29 protein-coding genes are annotated in these 23,279 nt (G+C 42.1%); 11 read left to right on the top strand and 18 right to left on the bottom strand.

All coding sequences use genetic code 11. From position 1 onward, the window contains the following. The first annotated feature begins 157 nt into the window (after positions 1–157). A complete protein-coding gene (locus LC048_RS17685) occupies positions 158–1,639 on the top strand; it encodes a methyl-accepting chemotaxis protein (RefSeq protein WP_226602667.1) in 1,482 nt (493 codons plus the stop codon). A 630-nt stretch (positions 1,640–2,269) separates the two neighbouring features. Here LC048_RS17685 and LC048_RS17690 read toward each other — a convergent pair. Further along, a complete protein-coding gene (locus tag LC048_RS17690; RefSeq protein WP_226602665.1) occupies positions 2,270–2,644 on the bottom strand; it encodes a DnaJ family domain-containing protein in 375 nt (124 codons plus the stop codon). A 338-nt stretch (positions 2,645–2,982) separates the two neighbouring features. On the opposite strand from LC048_RS17690, the gene LC048_RS17695 reads away from it, so the two are divergent. Next, a complete protein-coding gene (locus LC048_RS17695; RefSeq protein WP_306048280.1) occupies positions 2,983–4,791 on the top strand; it encodes a solute:sodium symporter family transporter in 1,809 nt (602 codons plus the stop codon). A gap of 347 nt (positions 4,792–5,138) precedes the next feature. Here the strand turns inward: LC048_RS17695 and cydB are convergent, their stop codons facing one another. The 3 genes from cydB to LC048_RS17710 form a co-directional block, all read right to left on the bottom strand. After that, the gene (cydB, locus tag LC048_RS17700; RefSeq protein WP_226602662.1) at positions 5,139–6,167 is read right to left on the bottom strand and encodes a cytochrome d ubiquinol oxidase subunit II; all 1,029 of its coding nucleotides are present in this window, start codon (positions 6,165–6,167) and stop codon (positions 5,139–5,141) included. Further along, positions 6,157–7,509, bottom strand: a complete 1,353-nt coding sequence (locus LC048_RS17705) for a cytochrome ubiquinol oxidase subunit I (protein WP_226602659.1) — start codon at positions 7,507–7,509, stop codon at positions 6,157–6,159. The genes cydB and LC048_RS17705 overlap by 11 nt, the downstream gene beginning before the upstream one ends. Before the next feature lie 228 nt (positions 7,510–7,737). Beyond that, positions 7,738–8,352 carry a peroxiredoxin gene (locus LC048_RS17710; protein WP_306048282.1) on the bottom strand — a complete coding sequence of 205 codons (615 nt, stop codon included), beginning with the start codon at positions 8,350–8,352 and terminating at the stop codon, positions 7,738–7,740. Positions 8,353–8,513: 161 nt separating this feature from the next. Between LC048_RS17710 and LC048_RS17715 the strand changes: the two genes are divergently transcribed. The 3 genes from LC048_RS17715 (at position 8,514) to LC048_RS17725 (ending at position 9,049) form a co-directional block, all read left to right on the top strand. Further along, positions 8,514–8,636 carry a hypothetical protein gene (locus LC048_RS17715; protein ID WP_306048284.1) on the top strand — a complete coding sequence of 41 codons (123 nt, stop codon included), beginning with the start codon at positions 8,514–8,516 and terminating at the stop codon, positions 8,634–8,636. Positions 8,637–8,655: 19 nt separating this feature from the next. Next, positions 8,656–8,820 (top strand): hypothetical protein, encoded by a 165-nt coding sequence (locus tag LC048_RS17720; protein ID WP_226602657.1) that lies wholly within the window; start codon positions 8,656–8,658, stop codon positions 8,818–8,820. 127 nt (positions 8,821–8,947) lie between these two features. Then, positions 8,948–9,049 (top strand): heavy metal-binding domain-containing protein, encoded by a 102-nt coding sequence (locus LC048_RS17725; protein ID WP_226602656.1) that lies wholly within the window; start codon positions 8,948–8,950, stop codon positions 9,047–9,049. A 37-nt stretch (positions 9,050–9,086) separates the two neighbouring features. Here LC048_RS17725 and LC048_RS17730 read toward each other — a convergent pair whose 3' ends face one another. The 3 genes from LC048_RS17730 to LC048_RS17740 form a co-directional block, all read right to left on the bottom strand. Next, positions 9,087–9,344, bottom strand: coding sequence for a hypothetical protein (locus LC048_RS17730; protein WP_226602654.1), 258 nt, complete (start codon positions 9,342–9,344; stop codon positions 9,087–9,089). A 4-nt stretch (positions 9,345–9,348) separates the two neighbouring features. Further along, positions 9,349–9,615, bottom strand: a complete 267-nt coding sequence (locus tag LC048_RS17735; protein WP_306048287.1) for a hypothetical protein — start codon at positions 9,613–9,615, stop codon at positions 9,349–9,351. A 91-nt stretch (positions 9,616–9,706) separates the two neighbouring features. Further along, positions 9,707–9,910 carry a hypothetical protein gene (locus LC048_RS17740; protein ID WP_226602650.1) on the bottom strand — a complete coding sequence of 68 codons (204 nt, stop codon included), beginning with the start codon at positions 9,908–9,910 and terminating at the stop codon, positions 9,707–9,709. Between the two features lie 130 nt (positions 9,911–10,040). Here LC048_RS17740 and LC048_RS17745 point away from each other — a divergent pair, with 130 nt between their 5' ends. The 6 genes from LC048_RS17745 to LC048_RS17770 all read left to right on the top strand — a co-directional run bounded on the left by LC048_RS17745 (position 10,041) and on the right by LC048_RS17770 (position 12,758). After that, positions 10,041–10,580: a hypothetical protein gene (locus LC048_RS17745; RefSeq protein ID WP_226602649.1), complete on the top strand. Its 540-nt coding sequence runs from the start codon at positions 10,041–10,043 to the stop codon at positions 10,578–10,580. Between the two features lie 7 nt (positions 10,581–10,587). Next, positions 10,588–10,812 carry a hypothetical protein gene (locus LC048_RS17750; protein WP_226602648.1) on the top strand — a complete coding sequence of 75 codons (225 nt, stop codon included), beginning with the start codon at positions 10,588–10,590 and terminating at the stop codon, positions 10,810–10,812. Positions 10,813–10,901: 89 nt separating this feature from the next. Continuing rightward, positions 10,902–11,102 carry a helix-turn-helix domain-containing protein gene (locus tag LC048_RS17755; RefSeq protein ID WP_226602647.1) on the top strand — a complete coding sequence of 67 codons (201 nt, stop codon included), beginning with the start codon at positions 10,902–10,904 and terminating at the stop codon, positions 11,100–11,102. 60 nt (positions 11,103–11,162) lie between these two features. Continuing rightward, positions 11,163–11,375 carry a hypothetical protein gene (locus tag LC048_RS17760; protein ID WP_306048289.1) on the top strand — a complete coding sequence of 71 codons (213 nt, stop codon included), beginning with the start codon at positions 11,163–11,165 and terminating at the stop codon, positions 11,373–11,375. Positions 11,376–11,565: 190 nt separating this feature from the next. Continuing rightward, positions 11,566–12,459 carry an ATP-binding protein gene (locus tag LC048_RS17765; RefSeq protein WP_226602643.1) on the top strand — a complete coding sequence of 298 codons (894 nt, stop codon included), beginning with the start codon at positions 11,566–11,568 and terminating at the stop codon, positions 12,457–12,459. After that, the gene (locus tag LC048_RS17770) at positions 12,453–12,758 is read left to right on the top strand and encodes an STAS-like domain-containing protein (RefSeq protein WP_226602638.1); all 306 of its coding nucleotides are present in this window, start codon (positions 12,453–12,455) and stop codon (positions 12,756–12,758) included. The genes LC048_RS17765 and LC048_RS17770 overlap by 7 nt, the downstream gene beginning before the upstream one ends. A gap of 40 nt (positions 12,759–12,798) precedes the next feature. Here the strand turns inward: LC048_RS17770 and LC048_RS17775 are convergent, their stop codons facing one another. The 11 genes from LC048_RS17775 to LC048_RS17825 form a co-directional block, all read right to left on the bottom strand. After that, on the bottom strand, positions 12,799–13,590 hold the full coding sequence (locus LC048_RS17775; protein WP_306048292.1) for a peptidoglycan recognition protein family protein: 792 nt from the start codon (positions 13,588–13,590) through the stop codon (positions 12,799–12,801). 45 nt (positions 13,591–13,635) lie between these two features. Beyond that, entirely contained in the window at positions 13,636–13,872 is a 237-nt protein-coding gene (locus tag LC048_RS17780) for a phage holin (RefSeq protein ID WP_306048293.1), read from the bottom strand. A gap of 1 nt (position 13,873) precedes the next feature. Beyond that, positions 13,874–14,152 carry a hemolysin XhlA family protein gene (locus LC048_RS17785; RefSeq protein WP_226602633.1) on the bottom strand — a complete coding sequence of 93 codons (279 nt, stop codon included), beginning with the start codon at positions 14,150–14,152 and terminating at the stop codon, positions 13,874–13,876. Between the two features lie 63 nt (positions 14,153–14,215). Further along, positions 14,216–14,449 carry a hypothetical protein gene (locus tag LC048_RS17790; protein ID WP_226602631.1) on the bottom strand — a complete coding sequence of 78 codons (234 nt, stop codon included), beginning with the start codon at positions 14,447–14,449 and terminating at the stop codon, positions 14,216–14,218. Between the two features lie 5 nt (positions 14,450–14,454). Then, positions 14,455–16,548, bottom strand: a complete 2,094-nt coding sequence (locus tag LC048_RS17795; protein WP_306048295.1) for a hypothetical protein — start codon at positions 16,546–16,548, stop codon at positions 14,455–14,457. 48 nt (positions 16,549–16,596) lie between these two features. After that, complete coding sequence (locus LC048_RS17800) at positions 16,597–18,180, bottom strand: phage tail spike protein (RefSeq protein ID WP_306048297.1); 1,584 nt, start codon at positions 18,178–18,180, stop codon at positions 16,597–16,599. Further along, positions 18,177–19,628, bottom strand: a complete 1,452-nt coding sequence (locus LC048_RS17805) for a distal tail protein Dit (RefSeq protein WP_306048299.1) — start codon at positions 19,626–19,628, stop codon at positions 18,177–18,179. Before LC048_RS17805 ends, LC048_RS17800 begins: the two co-directional genes overlap by 4 nt. 5 nt (positions 19,629–19,633) lie before the next feature. Beyond that, the gene (locus tag LC048_RS17810) at positions 19,634–20,857 is read right to left on the bottom strand and encodes a phage tail protein (RefSeq protein ID WP_306048301.1); all 1,224 of its coding nucleotides are present in this window, start codon (positions 20,855–20,857) and stop codon (positions 19,634–19,636) included. Further along, the gene (locus tag LC048_RS25150; RefSeq protein WP_371931930.1) at positions 20,778–22,016 is read right to left on the bottom strand and encodes a coiled-coil domain-containing protein; all 1,239 of its coding nucleotides are present in this window, start codon (positions 22,014–22,016) and stop codon (positions 20,778–20,780) included. The genes LC048_RS17810 and LC048_RS25150 overlap by 80 nt, the downstream gene beginning before the upstream one ends. A 235-nt stretch (positions 22,017–22,251) precedes the next feature. Further along, on the bottom strand, positions 22,252–22,638 hold the full coding sequence (locus LC048_RS17820) for a hypothetical protein (RefSeq protein ID WP_226602624.1): 387 nt from the start codon (positions 22,636–22,638) through the stop codon (positions 22,252–22,254). 5 nt (positions 22,639–22,643) lie between these two features. After that, complete coding sequence (locus LC048_RS17825; RefSeq protein ID WP_226602623.1) at positions 22,644–23,276, bottom strand: major tail protein; 633 nt, start codon at positions 23,274–23,276, stop codon at positions 22,644–22,646. Positions 23,277–23,279 lie beyond the last annotated feature (3 nt).

The following is a 23,279-nucleotide window of genomic DNA, read 5'->3' on the forward strand; positions in this document are numbered from 1 at the left end:
TCTCAATTGTCATACTATCTCTTTTTATTTCGACATTTTTATAAAAATCTTAAGTGATAGCGACATAAAAATAATTTTTCACAAATAATTAAGATTCAGATTTTTTATGCCGATATAATAAATATAAATACTAGGTATTACTAAGGAGGCTTTTAACGTGGAGGCTATACAAAATCTCCGCAGACAGGATACGAAAAAGAAAAACATCTTGATGCTCAGCACTTATTCGGTATCCTTGATTGCGACAACTGCATATACTCTCATCGAAAAAGAACCAATCATTAAAACGATGGTTTATGTAAGTGAATTATCATTTTTTATACTATTTTTCCTTATGTTCCAGCTCTGGCTTAAGAAAGAGTCCTTATTCCCTTATGCCGCTTTTGCTGCGATCTTCATCCATCACTTCTTTTATATCGGAATGTTCGGAGGAAGCGGTGGCTTCTTGCTCGTCCTGCTGTTCCTGGCGGTCTTTTCAGCCATTCATTTTGATATAAAAATCTTTGTCACAGGATTTAGTCTGGGCCTTGTGGCCGTTGTCTTGAACACCATGCTGGCGACAGAAAACCAGGACTTTTTAAGCAGCAATTTCACAGCGATCCTCCTTTGTTATATTTTGATCGGCGCCGTGCTGTTCGTCTTGATTCGTTTGAACAGGAATGCCTTTAAGTCACTGGAGACCTTCCTTGCAGATTCTGAGAAAGAAAAGGACCGTAAAGAGCAGCATAGCGCTTTGCTTCATGGTGAGCTCCTCGTCGTAACGGAGAGTCTTGGCAAAATCAACGAGCAAATCCAGACACACCTTACTTCACAGACAGAAATGAAAATCGCTGTAAACGAAATTTCTGCTGGCAGCCAGGTACAGACGGAGCAAATTAATCAAATCTCGGAAAATGCAGACATGACAAAACAAAGGATGGATGATATGTCCGATATGTCTGCTCTGCTCTCTGACAATACTTTACAGGCTGCCAAAGCATCCGAAAGCGGCTCAGTTAAAATCAACGAGCTTCAGGGCGACATGCAAGAGCTTGCCGCTTCGATTTCCGAGCTAAGCCAGACATTCTCCATGCTCACAAAGAAAATCGAGGAAACGAACGGCTTCATCGTCAACATCCGCAACATCACAGAGCAAACGAATCTGCTTGCCCTCAATGCCTCGATTGAAGCCGCCCGTGCCGGAGAGGCTGGCAAAGGATTCTCAGTCGTTGCCAATGAAATCCGTAAGCTTGCGGAAATGACAAAAGAAACTGCCATCCAGATTACCGAAAACCTTACTGCAGTAAATGAAACAAACTCTGCAGCGCTTGAGAAAATGAACGACAGCAGCGAAAAGCTTACAGAAAGCCGTTCCGCTGTTGAAGAGGTTTCCGGCTTCTTCGCAGAAGTCAGCGGAACACTCCGTGAGTTGACGAACCAATTCGGCCAATTCGAATTAACTGTCAGCGATGTCAAAAACCAGACAGGCGATGTCGAAGCCTCAACACGCGAGCTGGCTGCCATTATCGAACAGGCAACCGCAGGCCTTGAGGAAATGAATGCAACGATCGAAACATTGAACGACGATAACGAGACAATCGCAGCATACGTAAGCCAAACAGCTGCAGCTGCAGAAAAAATCAAAACGCTCGGTGCCTAATAAGAAAAGCGCAAGCGCCTTGTTCAGCCCCGACAAGCGCTGGAGGGCCGACCAGTGAAGTCGTTCTTTGACTTCACCTGAACGGACCGAAGCGTCTCGAGGGGCTAGGCGCTGGAGCTGGACAATGAAAAGCGCAAGCGCCTTGTTCAGCCCCGACAAGCGCTGGAGGGCCGACCAGTGAAGTCGTTCTTTGACTTCACCTGAACGGACCGAAGCGTCTCGAGGGGCTAGGCGCTGGAGCTGGACAATGAAAAGCGCAAGCGCCTTGTTCAGCCCCGACAAGCGCTGGAGGGCCGACCAGTGAAGTCGTTCTTTGACTTCACCTGAGCGGACCGAAGCGTCTCGAGGGGCTAGGCGCTGGAGCTGGACAATGAAAAGCGCAAGCGCCTTGTTCAGCCCCGACAAGCGCTGGAGGGCCGACCAGTGAAGTCGTTCTTTGACTTCACCTGAGCGGACCGAAGCGTCTCGAGGGGCTAGGCGCTGGAGCTGGACAATTCTCGAAGTGACGATTTTATACTTACTAATAACTCAAGGGCCAGGCTGGATTTCCCCGCCTGGCCCTTTCACTTTACTTTATTATCTGTCTAGCTCCAGCACCGGTCGTAGCTGACCGAGGCATTTGCGCTATTCTTATAGAAGCTTCTTTTCAATTTTTCGTTCGTAATTTTTAAACAAGGAGGAATTGGTTTTAGCACCCCGGCTCGACATGATTTTATTGTACCGAAGAAGCTTCTGGCTTAGTTCCTGGTTCAGCTTGTCTTTTTCCTCTGGATTCTCACATGTGCGGATCAAGTCCTCGATTGACATCACTTCCTGCCGTAGCCGCTGTTCCTCTGGGGAGAAGCCGGCATTTTTCATCATCTTGTAAGCCATCCTCAGTTCCTCTGGCACGGCTGACATATCTTCCAGGTTTAACGGTTTCCCGTAGCCAGGCAAATTTTCAAACTCTCCGTCCTTATAAGCACGCTTGATTCGATCCTCTGACACCACCATTGAAAAATCCATCTGAACCACTCCAGTCCATTATTTTCAACATTTCTACTATCATTATATTACTTAAATCCAGTATTTTCTAATTTTAGCAGGGGTAAAAGCTCTTTTCTCAAACTTTGTTGCTATTGAAACAAAATTAGATTTAATTACCCTATGTCCTAAAAGTCGACGCTTCTTATGAGAAAAAGAATGCAAACTGAATACCGACCTGCAAAAATGATATTTTCCACGTTAATAATCGGCTTTAAACAGCCTTGGCAAAAAATATTTTATCGCGCTAAAGGTTTAAAGAGTTAGCAAGCAGGTTATTTATTATGTAAAAATAATTTCACATCAAGGGGTGTCAACGAATGATTATTGGGGGTATTGGTTTCACTCTGATTTCAGCCGCTTTTTTCATGGGGCTGGTCGCCTGGTATTCTTATACAAAAACGAAAGGCGAAGTCAGTGATTCCGCAGGCTATTTTTTAGCAGGTCGAGGACTGACGGGCACATTTATTGCCGGTTCTTTGCTGCTCACAAACCTTTCTGCTGAACAGCTGGTTGGGCTGAATGGACAAGCTTACAGAACCAATCTGTCCAACATGGCATGGGAGGTCACCGCTGCTTTCGCAATTATCATCATGACCACCTACCTGCTTCCAAAATATTTAGATGGGAATTTCACCACACTTCCTGAGTTTCTAAGCAAGCGTTTTGATGAAGGTGTCAGACAATATACCGTTCTCCTATTTATGCTAGGATACATACTCGTTACCGCACCATCCATGCTGTATTCAGGCGCCCTTGCCGTATTGCAGCTATTCAACGTTCCTGAACTGTTTGGAATTTCCTATGAAGCTTCCGTCTGGATCGTCATCTGGACCATCGGAATCATAGGGGCCATTTATGCGATTTTCGGCGGCCTTAAAGCAGTTGCAATTTCTGATACGTTAAATGGTTTTGGTTTGATCATCATCGGTCTGCTCGTGCCGATCCTTGGCTTAATAGCCTTGGGGGACGGCAATATTGGGGATGGGATGAAGCAAATAGCCACTACCAATACTGAAAAAATGAATTCGATCGGAACAGAGAAAGATTCTGTACCGTTTGGAACGATTTTCACCGGAATGATTTTCGCAAATCTTTTCTACTGGGCTTCCAACCAATATGTCATCCAGCGAACTCTTGGAGCAAAAAATCTTGCCGAGGGGCAGAAAGGCGTTTTGATTTCTGGTTTCTACAAGCTGCTGGTGCCGCTGACAATGATGATTCCGGGTGTTATCGCCTTTCATATGTATGGAGATGGCTTGAAGTCAGTCGACCTCGCCTACCCGGCATTAATATCTGATGTATTGCCGAACTGGATGTCAGGATTCTTCCTTGCCGTCCTGCTAGGTGCCGTTTTAAGTTCATTCAATTCATTATTAAACAGCGCCTCAACGATGTTTGCTCTCGACATATACAAAGCACGCTTCAACCGTGAAGCAGATGATCGGAAACTAATATCCGTCAGCAAAATCGCTGGTACACTTCTTGCGATCGTCTCATTGTGTATCGCACCACTATTGATGAACGCACCTGAAGGACTATGGGATTTAATCAGAAGATTCACAGGCTTCTTCAACATCCCAATCATTGCAATTTTGCTGGTGGGGATATTTTCAAAACGAGTCCCGTCCATTGCAGCCAAAGTTGTGATCATTTTCCACGTCATCACTTACTATATGCTCGTCTGGGGTACACAGCATCTGTTCAATTTCGTTGTTCCAATCCATTTCATCCACATTTATGCAATCCTGTTCGTGGTTGAAGTCGCCATCATGGTTGGGATCGGATTTTGGAAGCCAAGAACGACGCCATATACCTTCCGCTCCGAAGCAGCTGTCGACATGGTGCCATGGAAATACACATTGCCTGTATCTGTGATCCTTCTTGCGCTTGTTGCCTTCCTGTACGTGGTGTTCTCTCCAATCGGTTTGGCGTACGCGGGGGGTTATGTTTCACCAGCTTTTTGGCCAATCACTCTTGGAATACTAGCAGTTACAATCACCTTGTCATTCGTAGCGGTTAAAAAGTGGAACAAAACCTATGCTCGGTATTTGAAAAGTGAGAATGCAATAAAAGAAACAAAAAGTAGCCCAACAACAGAGCTCCAGCCGACTATGTACAAATTTTAATCATTAACAAAGACCTATTAGATTTCTGATCTAATAGGTCTTTTTTTTCACTCTTTTCATCGGTAAGAAACTATTATGAGATATTTCGCTTCTGTCTTGACTTGAAATGTCCATTAAACCGCAGATACTAGATATTTCGCTCCTGATCTTGTTTTGAAATGTCCATTAAACCGCAGATACTAGATATTTTGCTCCTAATCTTTTTCTGAAATGGCTATCCAACCCTTTTTATTAGACATTTCGCTTTTGATCTTTTCTTGAAATGTTTATTAATGTAATGCCTTTAACCTCTCCCGGCTGTTGCACTTTAACAGAAATAAAGCGTCTGGCTAACCAGACGCCTTTAATTATTGATATCCCTTTGCGCTATCTTTAAGAATCTTATCCTTAAATAGTGTGTAACTCCAGGACTGGTATACTATGATGATTGGCACGAAGATGGCCGCTACGATGAACATGATGGTCAGGTTGAGCTTGCTTCCCGCTGCATTAAAAAGGGTGAGGCTATAGGCATTGTCGATGCTGGATGGCAGCATGTTCGGAAACATTCCGACAAAGCCGAAGGCCATTTTTGTAAAAATGGTCACGCAGACTGCCGTAAAGGCATAACCGATTTTCTTTTTAAAAATAAAGTAGGCTGATGCGAGCATCGCAGTCAATGCAATAACGGGTACAATCCAGAGGACTGGGTTTTCTGAGTAGTTGTTGAGCAATGGCGTCCTGTTCACAGTTGCCAGGAAAAATAGTGACAACATTGCGGGAGCCACTCCAGCTAAAATTTTGGAAAATCTGTATGCTCGTACCGCCGTTTGCCCAGCTGTCTTCAGCTGAATCCAAAGAGAGCCTGAAAGCAGGAACAAGGAGACAAACAACCATCCTCCCAAAATGCCGTAGCCATTCAACAGGCTGAACAAATTGCCTTCATAGCCATTGGGGCCGATCAACAATCCGCGGTACAGGTTGGCGAATGTCACCCCGAATAAAAATGCGATCAAGAAGCTCCCTGTGAAAAATCCCCATTTACACGTTGCCTGCCACAGCGGGTTGTCATCCTTATGCATGAATTCGAGTCCTATGGCTCGGATGAACAAGGCAATGAGCACCAGGAATAACGGCGTATACAAAAAGCTGAACATATCGGCATAGACAGCTGGAAAAGCTGCGAAAGTCGCTCCCCCAGCGGTAATCAACCAGACTTCATTCCCGCCCCAGAACGGACCGACTGCCTCCTGCAGCTGGTTGCGCTCCTGTCGGTTTTTCGCAATGAACGGGAACAGCATTCCGGTCCCAAGAGTATAACCATCGAGGATAAAATAAACCGTCCAAATCAATCCCCACAAACCGAACCAGATGATTGCAAGTGTATCATGAGACATGCTTCACGCCTCCTTCAAGACCATATTTAACCTCAGATTCAGGACCTTTTTTCGCGTATTTGATGATCAAGTAAACATCTGCTATCAAGAGAACCGTATAGAAGATGACGAGCGCCGCCAAAGAGAAAACCACTTGGGACATAGCAATTGGCGATACCCCCTCCGATGTTTTCATCAATCCGTACACAACCCACGGCTGCCTTCCTGCTTCTGCTACCATCCATCCAGCATTGATCGCGAGGTATGGAAGCAGCACAGAATAAAGGACCAACTTCAAGTACCGAGGTGAGTACTCCAGTTTATTTTTCCGGTAAAGATACAAGCCGTACCAGGAAACCGCCAGAAAAAAGACTCCGAGTGCTACCATGACCCTGAATGCGTAAAAGACCAGTTCCACGTTCGGGCGTTCATCTTTAGGGATATCATTCAAACCAGTGACTTCCCCATCAAAAGAGTTAGTATAGAAGAAACTGCCCAGTTTCGGTATGCTGATGGCCTCAAAAGCATTACGCTCGTTTTCCTGGTCGGGAATCTGGATCAGGTGGAATGGCATGTCCTTTTGTGTTTCCCAGACTGCCTCCATCGCTGCGCCTTTTGCCGGCTGCATTTTCGCTGCGAACACACCGGACTGGTGGCCGATGAATGGCGTCAAAGTTGCTGAAAACAGAGCCATCGCCAGACCGTACTTAAATGACTTTTTATAAAATGCTGTTTCATTTTTCCTAAGCAGATGATAGGCACTGATCGCCATCATAAAGAATGCACCGACAATATAGGCACTAATAACTGTATGTACGAACATATACCAGGCATACGGATTGGTGACAAGCTCTGAAAAGCTTTCCAACTCGACACGGCCATTGTTCAGGACATAACCGACTGGATTTTGCATGAAACCATTTGCTGTGATAATCCAGAGTGCCGAAATATTCGTGCCTAGAGCCACCATCCAAATCGAAATCGCCCGCAGCTTCGGTGAGAATTTATCCTTGCCAAAAAGCCAGATGCCCATAAAGGTCGACTCAAGGAAAAAAGCGACCAGAGCTTCAATCGCAAGCGGCGATCCGAAAATATCTCCCATATACTTTGAGTACTCGGACCAGTTCGTGCCGAATTGGAATTCCATCGTAATGCCGGTAATCACGCCAAGCACAAAGTTGATGGCAAACAATTTTCCCCAATAATCCGCCATCCGCTTATACGTTGGATCAAGAGTGCGCGCATACTTTGTTTCCATGATGGCGACGAGAATGACTAAACCAATCGTTAATGGAACAAATAAGAAGTGATAAAACACAGTAACTGCAAACTGGATCCGACTTAATATCAGGACCTCTTCCATCAATGGTTCCTCCCAAATCTTTAGTTTGTGAAAAAATTAACATAATGATAATTCTATTTTAAAAAAACTTTGTGAGTAATATCGAAGATTTATGTAGAGAATTTGTGACAATTTTATCCTTTCGGTGTGATGCTGGTCACAGACAAAAATGATCAGAATATGCCCCTGGTTCAGTATGGACCAGCGCTGAAACTAAAAAAACAGGACCTGTTAACAGATCCTGAAGTGTTAAATATTACCTATATTTGAAGGGTCTGTACTGACTCCTTGCTGGCCGGGCACCCAGTTCGCCGGAACACCTTTGCCCGTTTGCTTGGCATATTCAAAAGCTTGGAGAATCCTTACGTGCTCAGGAAGGTTGCGGCGGCCGACATTCCCTGGATAAATCAGCTTCGCTCTGATGATTCCATCAGGATCTACGAATATTGATGCCCTGAAGCTAGCTCCTGTAGTCTCATCTAGAATCCTATAAGCCCGGCTAATTACCTGTGCCCTGTCACTTACCATTGGATACGTAACGTTCTTCAACGATGGTGAAGTCTCCTTAAAAACCTTGTGAGAATAGACGCTGTCTGTGCTGACTGCCAGCAATTCAGCACCCAGTGCCTTTATAAAAGGGTAAACAGCGGCGACCGCCGCCAGTTCTGTAGGTCAGACAAAGGTGAAATCACTTGGGTAGAAAAATAAAATGACCCACTTGCCCCGATAATCCTCGAGGTTAATCTTCTTTATGTCACCATTAATCAACGCATCTGCAGTAAATAGCGGAGCCTGGTCATCACGGCTTGCGCAAAAAACAGTCGGGCACTCTACCAAATCCTGAGCGTACAATTTATCGTCCATTTCAGCATCCCTTTCATTCGTAAAATTTCTTCTATACAATCATATGCAGTTGATTTTTTATATTTCAGGTTACATCAGGAAAAACTACTTTGGATAAGAAAAGCGCAAGCGCCTTGGTTAGCTCCGACAAGCGCTGGAGGGCCTGACAGTGAAGTCGTTGTTTGACATCATTGGCAGGACCGAAACGTCTCGAGGAGTTAGGAGCCGCAGCTGGACAAGCGTCTCGAGGGGCTAGGCGCTGGAGCTGGACACTAATCCAAGTGTCAAAAGCTTATACTTTTTAAAGTAAAGGAGGGTTCATGAATGAGCAGAGGCAAAGAGTTCAACCACAAGAAAAAGGGCCATCCCGGAGACTTGCCTGCAGGTGCACTGAAAGCAAAGCGACCTGGGACAGAAGCGCAGGAAGATGAGGAATTCCTCGTCGTCCAGGAAGCGTTCAAAAACCGTGTAGAGGAAGACGAAGTGTAATGATTCTAGGACTCGGCTAATAAAAGCCGAGTTCTTTTTTGATTGAAACTTTTTCCTGAGGGAATCGTATATGTAGTTATTCACAGCTTTTTAACAGCCGGACATAAAAATTGAGGAGGAATAAAATATGATCGTAACTACAACTTCGACATTGCAGGGAAAGGAAGTTGAGAAATATCTAGGAATAGTCTCCGGGGAAGCGATTATATTAAAAAGCAAATGTTTGTAATGGGGATAACATGTGGATGAATCAGATAATTCACTAACTACTTTGCCCTTAAATCTACATGCCGTTTACACTTACAGCACTGATATAAATTAGGCGTTACTTCTTTATGTTTTTTCAACTTCCTGCAGGTCTGGCATGACATTGTAACATGCCTTCCTGTGGATTCATCATTGATGACCAGATCCTCTTCTTCAAGTTCTACTTCTAAATCCTCAATAACCTCTTCTTTCTGTGAAAACAATGCGTATGCGAACACCGCTGACAGCAATCCTGTACTGAAGCTCACCAGGTCCACATCGTTACCTCCTTTCGCTTAGCACATATTCAATTGACCCTTGGTTCCGAACCGGTAATACCTTATAAGCAGTGTGGACGGCAAACTCACGTTGTAGCTCAGATACCAGCTGCACGTTGTCCAGGCTCTTTTCGATTAATAGCCCTGCCAGGGTTGTTGACCGCATGTTGCATGCTGTGGCTAGCTTGTTCAGCTTCTGGTTCATCCTGTTCGTCATGGACACGTTCACTCTGTTTACTTTCTTTCCGCCTAAGCCCTTCCCTTCAATCATATTTTAATCACTCCCTTCCATTTGTCATGACAATTGACAGTGTCAACCCTGTAACAGTGTTACGAAAGAGATCAGGAGGGAGGAGGCGGTATTACCTTCCCACCACAATCTTAATGCCTCCCTTTTCGCTTTTCTGGGCAATCTTTAGTGCGGATTCTTTCTTCTGGATATCTGCCCAAATGAGGTCCTTCACGTAGCCTCCGAAGTTCATTCCCTCCAAGTGTCTGAGCATCTTGACGTCCTTTTCTTTGGTTTTATTAAAAGATACCGGCTTTACTTTTTTGTTCTTACTCATCCTCCTACCCCCCTTCTACTCGTTTAATAAATGGTATTACTGGTGATACCACTTTATGATAAATATATTTACAAACTTTACCTGTCTTGATAGGCTGAAATTGGAATATTATTAGGAGGGGTGTTGTTTAATGAAAAAGGCATTTAAGATTATAGTTGGGCTATTTGGCGGTTTATTTTTACTCGTTGTGATTGCCTTGGTTGTAGACATTTCAAACGATGAACCTAAAGAGGTAGTCAAAGAATCAACCCAACCCGTAGAAAAAAATGAAATGAATTCGGAAAATAAACAAACTTGGGAAGAAAAGGTGAATGAGGTAGCTGCCAAAAACGCAACTGAAACGGAAAAGTTCGATGAAATAAGCTTATTTGCTAATGACTATGAAGCGACAGAAGATGAGATAAAAGATTTTGAACAGTTTATCATTCAAGAATACAAAGCAGGTAAATACATAATGGATATTTCTAATCATGAATATATGTTAGGAAACATTTTTAAATCTCAAGTGGTTGAGGGGTATTACCCAGAGGGAGAACCAATGAAGAATTTCGCGTTCGATTTCTTCCAAAATTCAAAGTATAACTATCGTAAGGTTGAGAATATGACTAGTGGATCAACCTTGGCTAATGAAAGACAAATGGATAAAGCACTTGAAGAAATGGGAAAATGAGTGATAAATGGCTATCACCATTAGAATCACATACTTAACAAGAGGTATGCGATCGCAGCGTGCAGGCTCCTTTCCACTCCGAGGCAGGACACCAGAAACTGTAGCATCTGACTGGATCAATGAGATAAAAAAAGAAATGGATGTTGATGGATTGATTTCTGTCATTGTAGATGGGAAAGAGGATATAACTGAAGAAGTCAATATTCTGATAAAAGTCTCTCTTGATGAGTGAGGCTTCTTTTTTTGCATTTAAATTGAATATGATTAATCCGATATAAACGATAAATAACTTTTTGCACTTTGAAAGGAGTTGTTTTTGTTTTGCATCCTGAAAGTTTAGGAGCCATTCTGAGGATGGAAAGATTCAAAAGAAACCTGACACAAGAACAAGTTTGTAAGGCCCTTCAAATGAAATCAGAAACACTTAGTAAGATTGAAAACAATAAAAGCGTTAATGGAAAGACAATTAAAAGGTTGATTGATTTTTATGAATTAGAAAATGGAAAAGCTCCTTTCAATTGAGTAAATATTAGCACACACTTTTCACTTATTACTGCTAAAGTTATCGTTGGAGGTATAGTCATGTTAGGATCAAACGAAGTTATTTTAGAAGCGTTTTTTGAAGCTTTTACACCTGTGTTGAAGTCAATTTTAATTCCAATATTATTATGGATTGTGATTCCGGGCATAGTTACCCAGGTTTTACTCCAGAAAAAAAGCGCCTACACAATTGGAGCTTTTATAGGGGTTATTGCAATGTTTACAATAGTCCCATATTCTAAAAGCGGTTTTTAATAAATGTTAAATGTGCCATTTTTATTGGTAAATAGCCATTTGTGAAAGCTAATGAAATGCCTGGGTTTGTCGAAAATTGTAACTATTTGCGGAAATGTTTTTCTGATAAATAGAGCAATAGCCATCCACCTATTATTTGTAAATGTTATAATTTATTTACAGAAATAAACAAAAAGGGAGAGTCGAGCCCGTGGATGTAGCTTTACCGAAACAATTTACAAGGCATACTATGTACTCATTGCTAGGTGCAGTTATTGATAATGATTTAGGACCAAAGGATTCAAGAATAAATTTCGATTTTTGTAAATTGCAATTCATTGAACCTGCGGGGATAACGATTCTTAGCAACCTCTTTGAGTGGTTAGTTAGGAGAGGAGTACATGTTACAATAGAATGCCCTGATGGAAATGAAACTGGAAACGGACATGTTATTCAATTTTTGGATGATTCTAGGTTCTTTCTCCGTTATATTGGTCATACTATTACCTCATCTCCTTCTGTGAGACAAACAACAATACCCTTGCAACTGATACCATATTCAAACAGTTATCAGTGGCTACGAACTGATTTTGCATTTTGGCTTTCGAACCAACTAGGTGTAACCGTTCAGTCACTAGATAATATAATTATGTGTTTTGGGGAAATTTTTAATAACATAAATGATCATGCGCAGGAAAATACGGGGTGTATTTTCGCTCAACATTTCCCTAACCTTAAGGAAATCAAAATTGCAATCTCTGATTTCGGGGTTGGAATTCCGAATAACATTCGACAAATAGAACAAAGTCTACAGGATCATTTTGCGATAGCTCGGGCAACGGAAGAAGGAATCACTTCCCGTACTTCACCAAGAAACCTTGGCGCCGGGTTGCATACATTAATAGAAAATGTGGTAAAGGATATTGGAGGAGCTGTTCATATCCATTCAAACTATGGTATATTAAGTTGTGCTTTAGGCAACAATGAAGTTTATAAAACACCTGTTTTAATGAATAAGTTCTATCCAGGTACTTTTATTGAAGTGGTACTAAGGACAGATCATATCGAAAATATAACTGATTATGAGGAGGAGTTCGAATGGTAACAATTAGGATCAAGGACCATGTAGGACGCTGTTACTCCAACCACGATGGTAAAATCATTCAAGCAGTTCTAAAAAAGAATTTGCAATCTGGTAAAACGATAATTGTCTCTTTTAATGATATTGGGGGCGTAACCTCTTCGTTTGTAAATACAGCGTTCATTGAATTACTCAATGAGTATGATTTCAGTTACATTAAGAAATCAATCCGTTTTGTTAATTCTACAAAGCAAATTAATGACATGATTAAAAGTCGATTTGCATTTGAAACACAGAGAAGAAGGAATTTACAGGTTGTTTAAGTTAATCTAAGCCCCTCTCAAATGAGAAGGGCTTAGTTTTTTACCTCTTAAGAAACTCCCCAACAGCCTGGGCAGTAGCAAAACGATCAGGACCAGAAAGCAGCGTGACTTTATCTGCAACAATACCTTCCTTGGATCCACCGACAACATAAAGCTCCTTAGCCACTTCCTTTCCTTTTGCAACAGATCGCAGATAAATTGGAGCTCCTAACTTAATCGAAAGCCTCTCCGCTGCAGGGAAGTCCTCAAATCCGTTAATGACGACTGCTTTTTCTAACATATCATCTTCCTCCTTCGTTTTAGGTGTTGGCTTTGCTGCAGGTTTAGATACAGGTTGTTTTAGCCGTCTTAGTTCCTTATCAACGGCAGCTATAAATGCTTTCCATCTTCCTTCGCTTAAAATTCTATGTGGGCAATACTTACCGCTCCAGTCTTGATGCTTTTTGACTCGCTCAACTCCCCAGCCTCTTTCTTTCAACATTTGGGCAATAAGTTTGATTGACCTCGACTCTGCAGCTCGATAGAGAGGGCCGCCCGACTTGCTATAACAAATCTCGATATGGATAGACGATCGGTTTCCGGGACCTCTCCCACCGTCACCGGCTGCCCAGGCATTACGATTTAATGGAATACCCAAAATAGCTTCTTCACCATCTACAGCTATGTGGAAGGACACCTCTTTATTGTTGTTGATCATATAATTTATTTCTGCTTCCGCACTAGCATCGTTGTAAGTGTTGTGGACTGTGATACTAGTAGGAGTCATGCTGTTAGGACACTTGATGTGATACTTTGATGTAGGAACAAGGTTTTGCTTTATTGGAATAGTCATTCCGTTTCTCTCCTTTCCAAGTAAAAAGCTGCCCGGGAGGACAGCTTACAATTTTTTATTTCGCTCTAAGAACTTCTTCTGTTCTTTTGCCCTATCAGTAAAACCATAATGATTTTTATAGATGGTATACAGGGTAACAACTAGTGCAATGCCTGCAGACAAAACCACACCAAAGGCACTGATACTCTCTTCTGTCAGCCAATTAAACTTTACATTCAATGTACCCAAAAACAACATAATGACCATCAGAAAGCCTGTGACTTGCATTACAACATCTTTCATCTTAAACGCCTCCTTGTGATTTTAAAGCTGCATAAAAAATGGCCACTGCCCCGGTAATCAATGCCACAATTAAAGCATTGGTGATGGATCTGCGTAGCCATTTTGTATCTTCCTTTATTTCTTTCAGTGTATCTTTAATATCTGTAATATCGCGATCATGGAAAGCGACGGTTTGTTTGAGCTTGTCGATTTCATCCTTAAGGTCCTTATCGGATTTCTTGAGTTCCGCAATGTCATTCTGTACGGTCTGCTTGAACAAATCCATTGTTGTCTCCTCCAATGCTCACTTCCCCCCTTGCTGGTTTCTCTATGTCTGGCCAAAATAAAAAAAGCCTGGTTGGCTTTAGATCACTCCGCTAAAATTCAGATCGCGTTTTGTTTCCTGTTTCAATACTGTCCCAGCATCCACGATTACTTGAGTGATTTCCTCATCAGTGAGCGTAGGGTTGAGCTCAAACACCTTAACATGCTTATATTCGCCCTCTTTGTATTCCACATTAAGCACAAGCAAGGAAGTTTCCTCGCCTGCGCTATTGTGAACGGTAACCACTTGGGAATCCTTTACTTCATAAGTCACTTGCATCACCTCCATCCTAAAATCATTACACCAACCTCTACAAAAAAGCCTGGAGATGTGAAGTTATAGTGTGGGCTTAGTCTTATGACGATTCTTCTTAAGTCCCCAACTGTCGGATACCTTCCATCCACCCTTTCGTATGCATACATTTCTTTAGCTCTTGATTGCAAGGAAACTGCAGATACAACCTGAATACCAACACTGTCATAACCAGTAAGGTCAAGAGTGTATTCGACCCAGGATGAAGTATTGAAAGTCTGTGCCGGCACCCAAATTCTTGCTGTGTGCGTGTATAGCTTTCCATGACCTTTCACTTCTGGATCTGCATAATTCCCATCGAACATGTTTGGGATAGTACTTAAAACAGAAAGTAATGTTCGTCCTCCTACGGGAGCACCATCATATCCACCTGCAACAAGACTATTTCCTGCTAGTTGCATGAAACTGCTACTTCCAATAGCTTTTAGTATCCCTGCTAAAGAAACATTTCCGTTTGCGTCTACCATGAATTGATCATTGATGTTCAGACCATTCAGAGACTTAATATGTTTGGCTTCAACATAACCATCCAAAGCGATTTTAGCAGCTTGAAGTAGAATGGTAGTTGCTGTCTGGTTGATCAAAGAAGCAATGGTATTTCCGTTATAATCCGTCTGGCTAACTTTCTGACTGATCTGAGTCGCTTGCTGGGTAATACTAGACTCAGCTGATGACATTCTTCCTTGTAATTCTGTTGCCATTTCATCCGTGTGTGGTTGCCATCCTGTAACAATAATCCCTCTTTGCACCATAGCATTCGAAAGCTGCGCTTTTACTGTAGAGCCGTTCTTTCCTCTCAACAATGCCATGAAATAAATCTTAGTTGTTCCTGCTAATGGTTTGAACACTCCTGAAGTCCGTCCTGTAATTGCATCAGAATATGCTGTTGGAGTGTGATAAGCTTGCCCTAAATACGTTCCTGCATCGTTATAGCAGTAGGCTCGAAGACTTATTTCGCCAGATCCACTGATTAATTTTGAATAAATAGATGCTGTATAATTTTCAGTGTCTTTCACTGGAATCCAGTAATCTCCATTAATCATGCTGATATAAGCATAGTCACTCGCTGTAGTTCCAGTAACGTTTATTTCATATGTCCCACCTGACAAAAAGCCTGCGTTCGGAATATACGTCGTCGAAGATGACCCAGCCGATGTTTTTGACCAAACATCAGTATTCATGCTACTTTTCCGAAGCAGATTTGTTGGAGAAGTGCCATTGTAGTCAGACTGTGTAACCTTTAAGGCTATTTGATTTGCCTGTTGAGTAATACTGGATTCTGCAGTAGACATTCTGGAGCCTAAAGAATCAATCTGTCCTTGTGTGTCTTCTGGTGCTGGTGTCCAGTCAGTGGCTTTGTTTCCTTCTTCCAACTTTAATCCTTGTATGACAAAATCGCTTTGAACATTTCCATCTGATACATAAAACAAAATATTGTCTCCGTCTACCATTGTACTAGGTGCAGTAAACGTTATGGAACCACCACTGTTCAAAACACCAATAGTTAGTTTGATTGTGGTGTTTGTTGAGTTGTATATGATTACGTTAACATTATTCGGTCTAACCGTGCTTGAGTTTGTGATAGCTTTATTTGAAACTGTATACTGCTTTCCAGAAGTTATGTTAATAGAAAACTGAATAAACCATTTACCTGAACCAGCAATTTTTTCTGTACTCGAACTTGTTAAAGTTCCGTAGTTGTACTTCATGGTTGTTGATTTCAGTAAGTTTCTCACGCCAACTTTAACGTTACTCACAGCATTATCTGCGTATCCCTTAGTGTCAGATATTCCTGTTTCGTAAGTTGTTTTTGTAACCCTTAAGGAAATCTCATTTGCATTCTGAGTTATAGATGATTCGGCAGTTGATAACCTTCCAATAACCTCATTAGCAGGAACACCATTCACATTAGAAGTGTCCTTTGATGTGTTTTGATTTGTCACATCACCGATTTTTTCCCAATCGCCTGCAGCATAACTTCCTCCAGAAGCTTTGGCTACTTTGCATCGATAAACGGTTTGACCATTTGCCCATAGATCACCAATATCATATGGAGGCACCGGCTGGACAACAAATGTCCGTCTCTTTTCGTCAGCCGTATCCTGGGCCTAAATTTTAGCTGCATCGGATAGTGCCTTGGTGACATCCGTATCCTTCACACTAATCCATTTATATACTCCATTTTCCAGCGCGAACCTCCATGCATAACCACTTGATGTGTTATAAAAGAGGTCGCCTAAATGCGTATTCTTATCATCAGTGGTTGTCCAAGTATTAGCAGGTGCATTGGATAGTGTTGGATCGTAGCTGTAAAACCAGCTTGTAATGTTCCCATCAATCTGATTTTGAATTTCAGTGATATCTTGCTGATAAGTTGTATTACTGACGTAATTTGTGAGCTGCTGATTCGTATAGGCTTTAGCTTCATCCCGGGCAGTGTTAGCTTTTACTTGTGCCCCATCTGGAGTTTCAGCTCCTACTTCAATTGCTTCTGTCGGAGTTACTTTAACCCATTCTACTCCGTCCCAGGTATACATAATTTCAGGAACAACCCCGGTCTGAATCCAAATAACATTCGGCTTTCCTGGAGGAGCAGTCGGTGACTTGATCACCTTTGTTGCATATAGTGCCTGCAGCTCCCTCCAGGTCTTCATGACATCCTCTTTTTTGTACTCGATGACTTCCCCAAGCTTATAGGACTTTTTCGCCTTATTGAAAACCGAGCGATCAACAAAAATAACCCTCGAATCCAAATACATCGGAGGGTTGAAGTGCTCATCTTTAATTTTCACTGAATCTCCAAGTCTGGTAATCTCATGTTCATATCCAAAGATATGCTCTAGACTAGCTGCCTCCACCTCGTATTCAATAGCAGCGGCGATCCGTTTCTTGAGTTCCGTTTCACCCAGCTGGGTTAGTCTTTCGAGTGTCATGTCCTGGTCAGATGATTCAGGAAAATACAATTGAGTAAGGTGCTGACCTTGCCAGTTCCAGTTCTGGAATGCTTCATCGTCTTCCACGGTCACTTCTAACCTTGTGCCATCTTGACGTTCTGGACCGATACAATGTAGTGCTGTGACAATTCGATCCGAGTAAACCTTTCGAGTGATTCCTATGAGGTCCTTGCCGAATACCGTTTCCTTGCCACGATTCAACCCTTGTTTTTTAATGAAGTCCACATATCGGCCCGTTATCTGGTCACCGTCAACTGTTACCCTGAATCGCAATTCGCAGTCGAACAAGGTGGAAATGGCTTTCAGTGCTTCATAAGCATCCATGTGAGTTTCGATGGTCCATTTTCGGATACCGCTATACTCAACAATACCAACTTCCCATTTAAGTCCGCTGAGGACCATGCCTGCAGCTGTCTGGATGGTCTGAGCATCGAGCACTTGTGGAGAAATATATTTTAGGTTTTTGATGTCTATAAAAGAACCTTTAGAGTATACCCCTTTCTCCATATATGCTGTTCGTTCTGAGGTTTTATCGACAATAAACTCTCGGTAATCCCCTTCTTCACCCGGTATCAGTAAACGAGTACGACTTCCGATGTCAGCTGCACCGGGTTCATTCACTGAAAGGATAAAGTCATAGGTTTCTTCGTTTTCTATTGAGTTTTCATGATTGTCCGACTTCACATGATTAATCCAATTAATGATTTCATCTTTTTGATGATGCAGTATATGGATCATCGATATGGTGGACTCCATTCTGCTTCGACTTTTCCAATCACTTCAGGAGGGCTGAAGACTACCGGGTTATCTCCTGGTCTCAGTCCAAAGAAGCGTGCGCCGAAATCTTTCTTATAAAAAAATTCTCCGTTTTTAAGGATTACGCTACGTGCGTAGTCAAATTCAAAGACGTCACCCTCTAAACCAATGTAAGGTATTTGGCTTTCTGATAGCTGATTCAGATTGAACACCTTCAAGTCCTGGATACTCATTTGAGAAGGTGTGGATGTACCATTCGCCCCAATGTGGACGACTACATGTGCGACCTTGCTAGTAAATTGATTATTAAGATCTGTCCATTCTACAAGCTTTCTGGCTGTCCTTTGGTCTGCCTGTCCGTTAATGAATTTGCACACATAAGCAGTCCATTTGTTTCCCTTATTGGTCAGCTGCAGTAATCCGTTAAAGTCATGCCATGTGTTCCAATTGGTTCCGTACTCGTTGATTAGGAAGGTATTAACGACATTATCGCCTACCCTGATTTCAACGATGTTCCCGCCCTGGCCTTTGGATATGTCCTTTATGGCCAGTTTGGCCACAGCTTTTTTATTTACATCAAGCAAGTAGAGTTCAATGCGTCCTACCTTTGACAGATCATCATTATCCAGAATTGGTTGTAAAGCAACCTCAAAGTCAGCCAATTCCTGGCCAAGGGATTTAATCTTAGCCGGACCGTGCCAACTGGTGCCAGTGCCAAATGACGAAGCATAAAACTTGGCTCCATCACTTGCCATGGTTCCTGTTACGACACCGCCATCGATGTCTGTATTGGCAGCATCTCCCCATCCAGTTAGCGTTGACATCGTATCATGCAGGATTGTCTCTTTTTCAGCGACTGCAGCCTTATCTATATCTACTGGACGGCCAATCCTCATATAATCATTTTCACCGATGATATCCAGATAAGTGGTAGGCTGTTTCAACGTGACTTTTATATTTGGTTTAGCATCCACTGTGCCATCGTTTCTTAACACAACCGGCGCTGCTAAATCTATAATAGGAGGATTCGTCTTTAACGGGCCGTATTTGTATGGGTCCGGGCAAATAAAAGTGATTTCGCCTTCTCCTATTCTCAACATTTCTTGAATATCTAACGTTCCTGAGACAACAGCAAAATATGTTCTGGTAGGGTATTTATCAAATATCAAGGGGACTGCTTTTTCCGTCACTAACCATTGTGCTAATTCTTCCTCTTTTTTCAATAAATCGGCGTCATCAATACCTTGAAAAAAGATAGGTTGTTTAATAACTCTGACCTCTGTATCAGTACTCTCAAGGTGAGCACCAGGCATTCCCGGAACCTTTAAAAAGTTTCTTGTTAGAGAGGCAAAGATTTGTTCCGTTTTCCCTTCATCATCGCAAAATACAAAGTTCTTCCTAATTCCATTAAAAGTAAAGGAGTATGTCATGCTACTCACCTCTTAAACCTTCCGTTACGAAACTCTTGCATTTCTGTCACTGGATCAACAACCAACTCTGCTAAAACTTGAGCATCTGGCGTCATCATTACAATTTGTATGGACTGCTTGATGTCTCTCATTGTTGAAGCGATACCACGACCAATGGCACTAAGGTTCTCCTCGTTTAAAGGAAGTGCCGCTTCAGGTCCGGCTTCTCCTCCGCCCTGGAGCTGACCGCCATATGCTCCGAAAATGGTAGGTCTTGTGAAGATTGCACCTTGCGCATTCCATTTTACTGATAATCTTGGTACGCCCTCTTCAAGCCATTTAACCGGGTTCATCGAGCCTTTGATCTGGAATGTTGGCATCTTTAATTTTGGCCATTTAAATTGGAAGTTGAACAGTCCTTTTATTTGATCAATAGCTTTGGCAATGGCATCTTTCGCTTTTTTAAATGGACTTATAATCACTTCCCCTACCTTTCTGAATATATCCCCAGCTTTTTTCTGCAAGTCATCGAATTTGCCAGTCACTTTTTTGTAGATGTCGATTACCGTATCTGCAGTTTTACCACCAAATGTTTTAAATATTTTTAAGATCTTACCCATGAATCCAAGTTGCAGAAGTCCCCAAATAGCTTCTACTGCTCCAAAGAAAATTTGTTTCGCTCCTTCCCACATTCCTTTAAAGTCACCAGTTAAAAGAGATGAGAAAAGTTTAACAATCCCCAAAATGATATTTAGTCCGCCATCAATTACATTTTTTACTGCGCCAATAAAATCCATAATTATTGATTTTAAAAATGGAAGAAGAACCTTTAGAGCCGCCTTTATTTGAGAGCCATTTTCGTCCCAAAATTGCTTTATTTTGTTGAGGTTTTCTTGTATATATGGCACGACAACATCTAATACATCTTTAATGATTGTTTTTATTCCGTTAAAGACTTCAGAAACTTTGGTGCGAAATCCCTCAGATTCTTTTGCAGTGTTGATAAATTCTGTAGCCCATTCAATCATCTTTGTTGTGAATTCAGTGGCATCAGTGACTAACGGCCGCAGAGTATCGCCAAGTTCTTTCAATGCCATCTGATGTTCAACCTCTGCCTCATTTGCTTCGATCAATGCTTTGTTAGATTGTTGGTAGGATTCATAAAAACTTTTAACTCCGGTATCTGATAATGTCTGCAACACATAGTCGGTTTCTGAGCCATTCTTTTTTTGCTTTAGCCAGACCTTCATTGAACTTATCTACAGACATACCGCTTCGTTCCAACAACTCCGCGAAGGATCCAGCCGCTTCCCCAACCGCAAAGGTCTCTTGAATACCATCGGCGATTCCTTCCGTTGATAAGGTATCCGAGAATTGGATATACGCACCGTTAACATACTCGATCGCTTCTGCTAGCTGGTTATCATCAAAGTTTGTCGCCATGAGGTTAGAGACTGTTTCTACCGCTGCACCTGTGTCCCCACTAACCGCAGCTACCTTTTTAAAAGAATCTTCCACGATCTTGCCCGTGAATCCCCAGGTTTCCGCATTTGACTGAAGGCGAGCCAGTTCTGTACTCAATTCCTTGGTACTCTCAGCAAGACTGCCAATAGCTGCAATTGGTAACGCAGCCGCTAATCCTGCTAAGGCAGGACCTAACTTACCAACCTTTCCTTTGGAGAATTCCATTTCATTGCCGGTATCTTCCGTTACCTGGCCAAGCTTCCCCATCTCAATTCGAGCTCGATTTAACTTAGTTTCCAGTTGCTTGACCTCGATAGAATTATCTCCGTATGCTTTTTTCGCCTCTTTTAATTGACCCTCAAGGTTGCCAAGCACCTTATCTGCTAGCTTCATTTGTTGTGTATATTGCTTTTGTGCAAGCTTTGCTCGCTCTGCAGCACTTGCAGTTTCATCTAATTCTGCATTTTGCAAATCAAATGAACTGATCAACCTTTTTTGTTCTACTTCTAGCAACTTCGCTTCATCAGAAAGACTATTTAAATTGTCCTTTGCTTCGATGATTTCCTGTGTCTGCTCCGACAACCCTTTCGTTACTCTTTCCAAAGATTTTTGCAGTTTAATTTCAGCGTTTTCCGCATCTAAAACACGGCCGTGCATCCTGGTGAGCTGTTCGGTAGTAGTCTTGGAATCCTTTGTCATAGCTTCATATTCACTACGCAACATTTTGGTACGCTTTTGAGCACCTTCCATCTGAATTTCAAGCTTTTTCTTTTCGGCTCGAAGCTTATCTGTTGCAGAGGCGTCCTGTCCCATGGCTGCTACATGATTCCTATATTCTTTAGCAGCAGTGTTCATCACCGCATTGATTTGCTTCAATGTATTGGCGTACTGGACCTGTCCGTCCATCTTAAAGTTAAGGACAACATTTTTAGCCTTATCCGTCATATTCTCACCTCACTTTACATAAATGGAGTCTGATCCAGTGTATAAATTTGTTTATCTGAAACTAAAGCATCTGGGTTTGTATATCGAAGATGCATGATGTATTGCTTTAGCAAATGGTTAGGGGTGCTATTGAATAAGTCGTCTCTGCTCCAATTAAGCAACGTATTGGCGACAAAAAAGTAAAAATCCCAATCCAATGCGGACTGGGACTCGTCGGCTTTCGCCAATACGTTCTTTACTTTTTTTCGCTTTTAATCTTCTCCATATCAGCTTTCTGGAAGTTTTGGTTGCTGAAGATATTAAGTACTGTTTGAAAGACACCTGGAAGATCATGCAGTGGGATCGAGTTCTCAATTTCGAAAGGTGTACAATCCGTCCCGGCACTTTTCACCATTGCATAGATTAAAGCGTTCATTAACCGAACTTCATTTTTGCCCATGGTAATAGTTTTTTTCTTCATCATCTGATTGATATCTTTTTCAAATACATGGTATGGCTTACCGTACGCTTCCTCGATGTAAGGGAAACTTTTAAAAGTAAAGATGACGGGAATCGTTACTCCTTGAATGTTAATAGAATCCCTGTTGATATTAATGTTTACTAGATCACTTAATTTCGCCATTTAGATCACGCTCCTGTAGGTGCAGGGAATAGAGTCTCTAGTTGAGATTCGTCTGAAACTACCTGTGCCATAAAATCTTCCGCAGTGATGCCTGTGGCACCGTCTCGGGCAGAGTTGAAGTCTACCTTGGTAACATTGTTGAAGAGCAATGGTGAAGCTGTCATAACCAACTGTTGGGTTGGAATTGTCGATTCTTCAGTGTTAGTTGTGTATGTTTCTTGTGGTGGAGTTACCTGGACACGAGGATACCATCTTGCGATTTTGTCACCGCTACTCAATGGTGCGATAAAACCTACTGCAAAGTATGGTAATTCCTTCACATCAGATTTTTCAAATACAATTCCCTTGGTAGCAAGGAACCCCATAATTTTATCCATTACTTCCACAGGCAGTGCAGTGTGGTCCAAAGTCAAAGCAAATGTGGAATTCTTCGTCGCGTTGACGAACAATTTATTAGAAGCCCACTTAGTTGCTGTTGTTGGATTCCCCTGGATCCCGATAGTTTCAATCGTCGGCAAACTATAAATTTCTGGATCGTAAGTGGGTACCACATCTGCTGTGTCTTTTCCACCAGTCATCATAGCGATATATAAATTTTCCACGCCAACTGGATATAGCATTTCTTTTGCTTTCGTCATTTA

Source organism: Mesobacillus subterraneus, assembly GCF_020524355.2.
Lineage (GTDB): Bacteria > Bacillota > Bacilli > Bacillales > Cytobacillaceae > Mesobacillus > Mesobacillus subterraneus_C.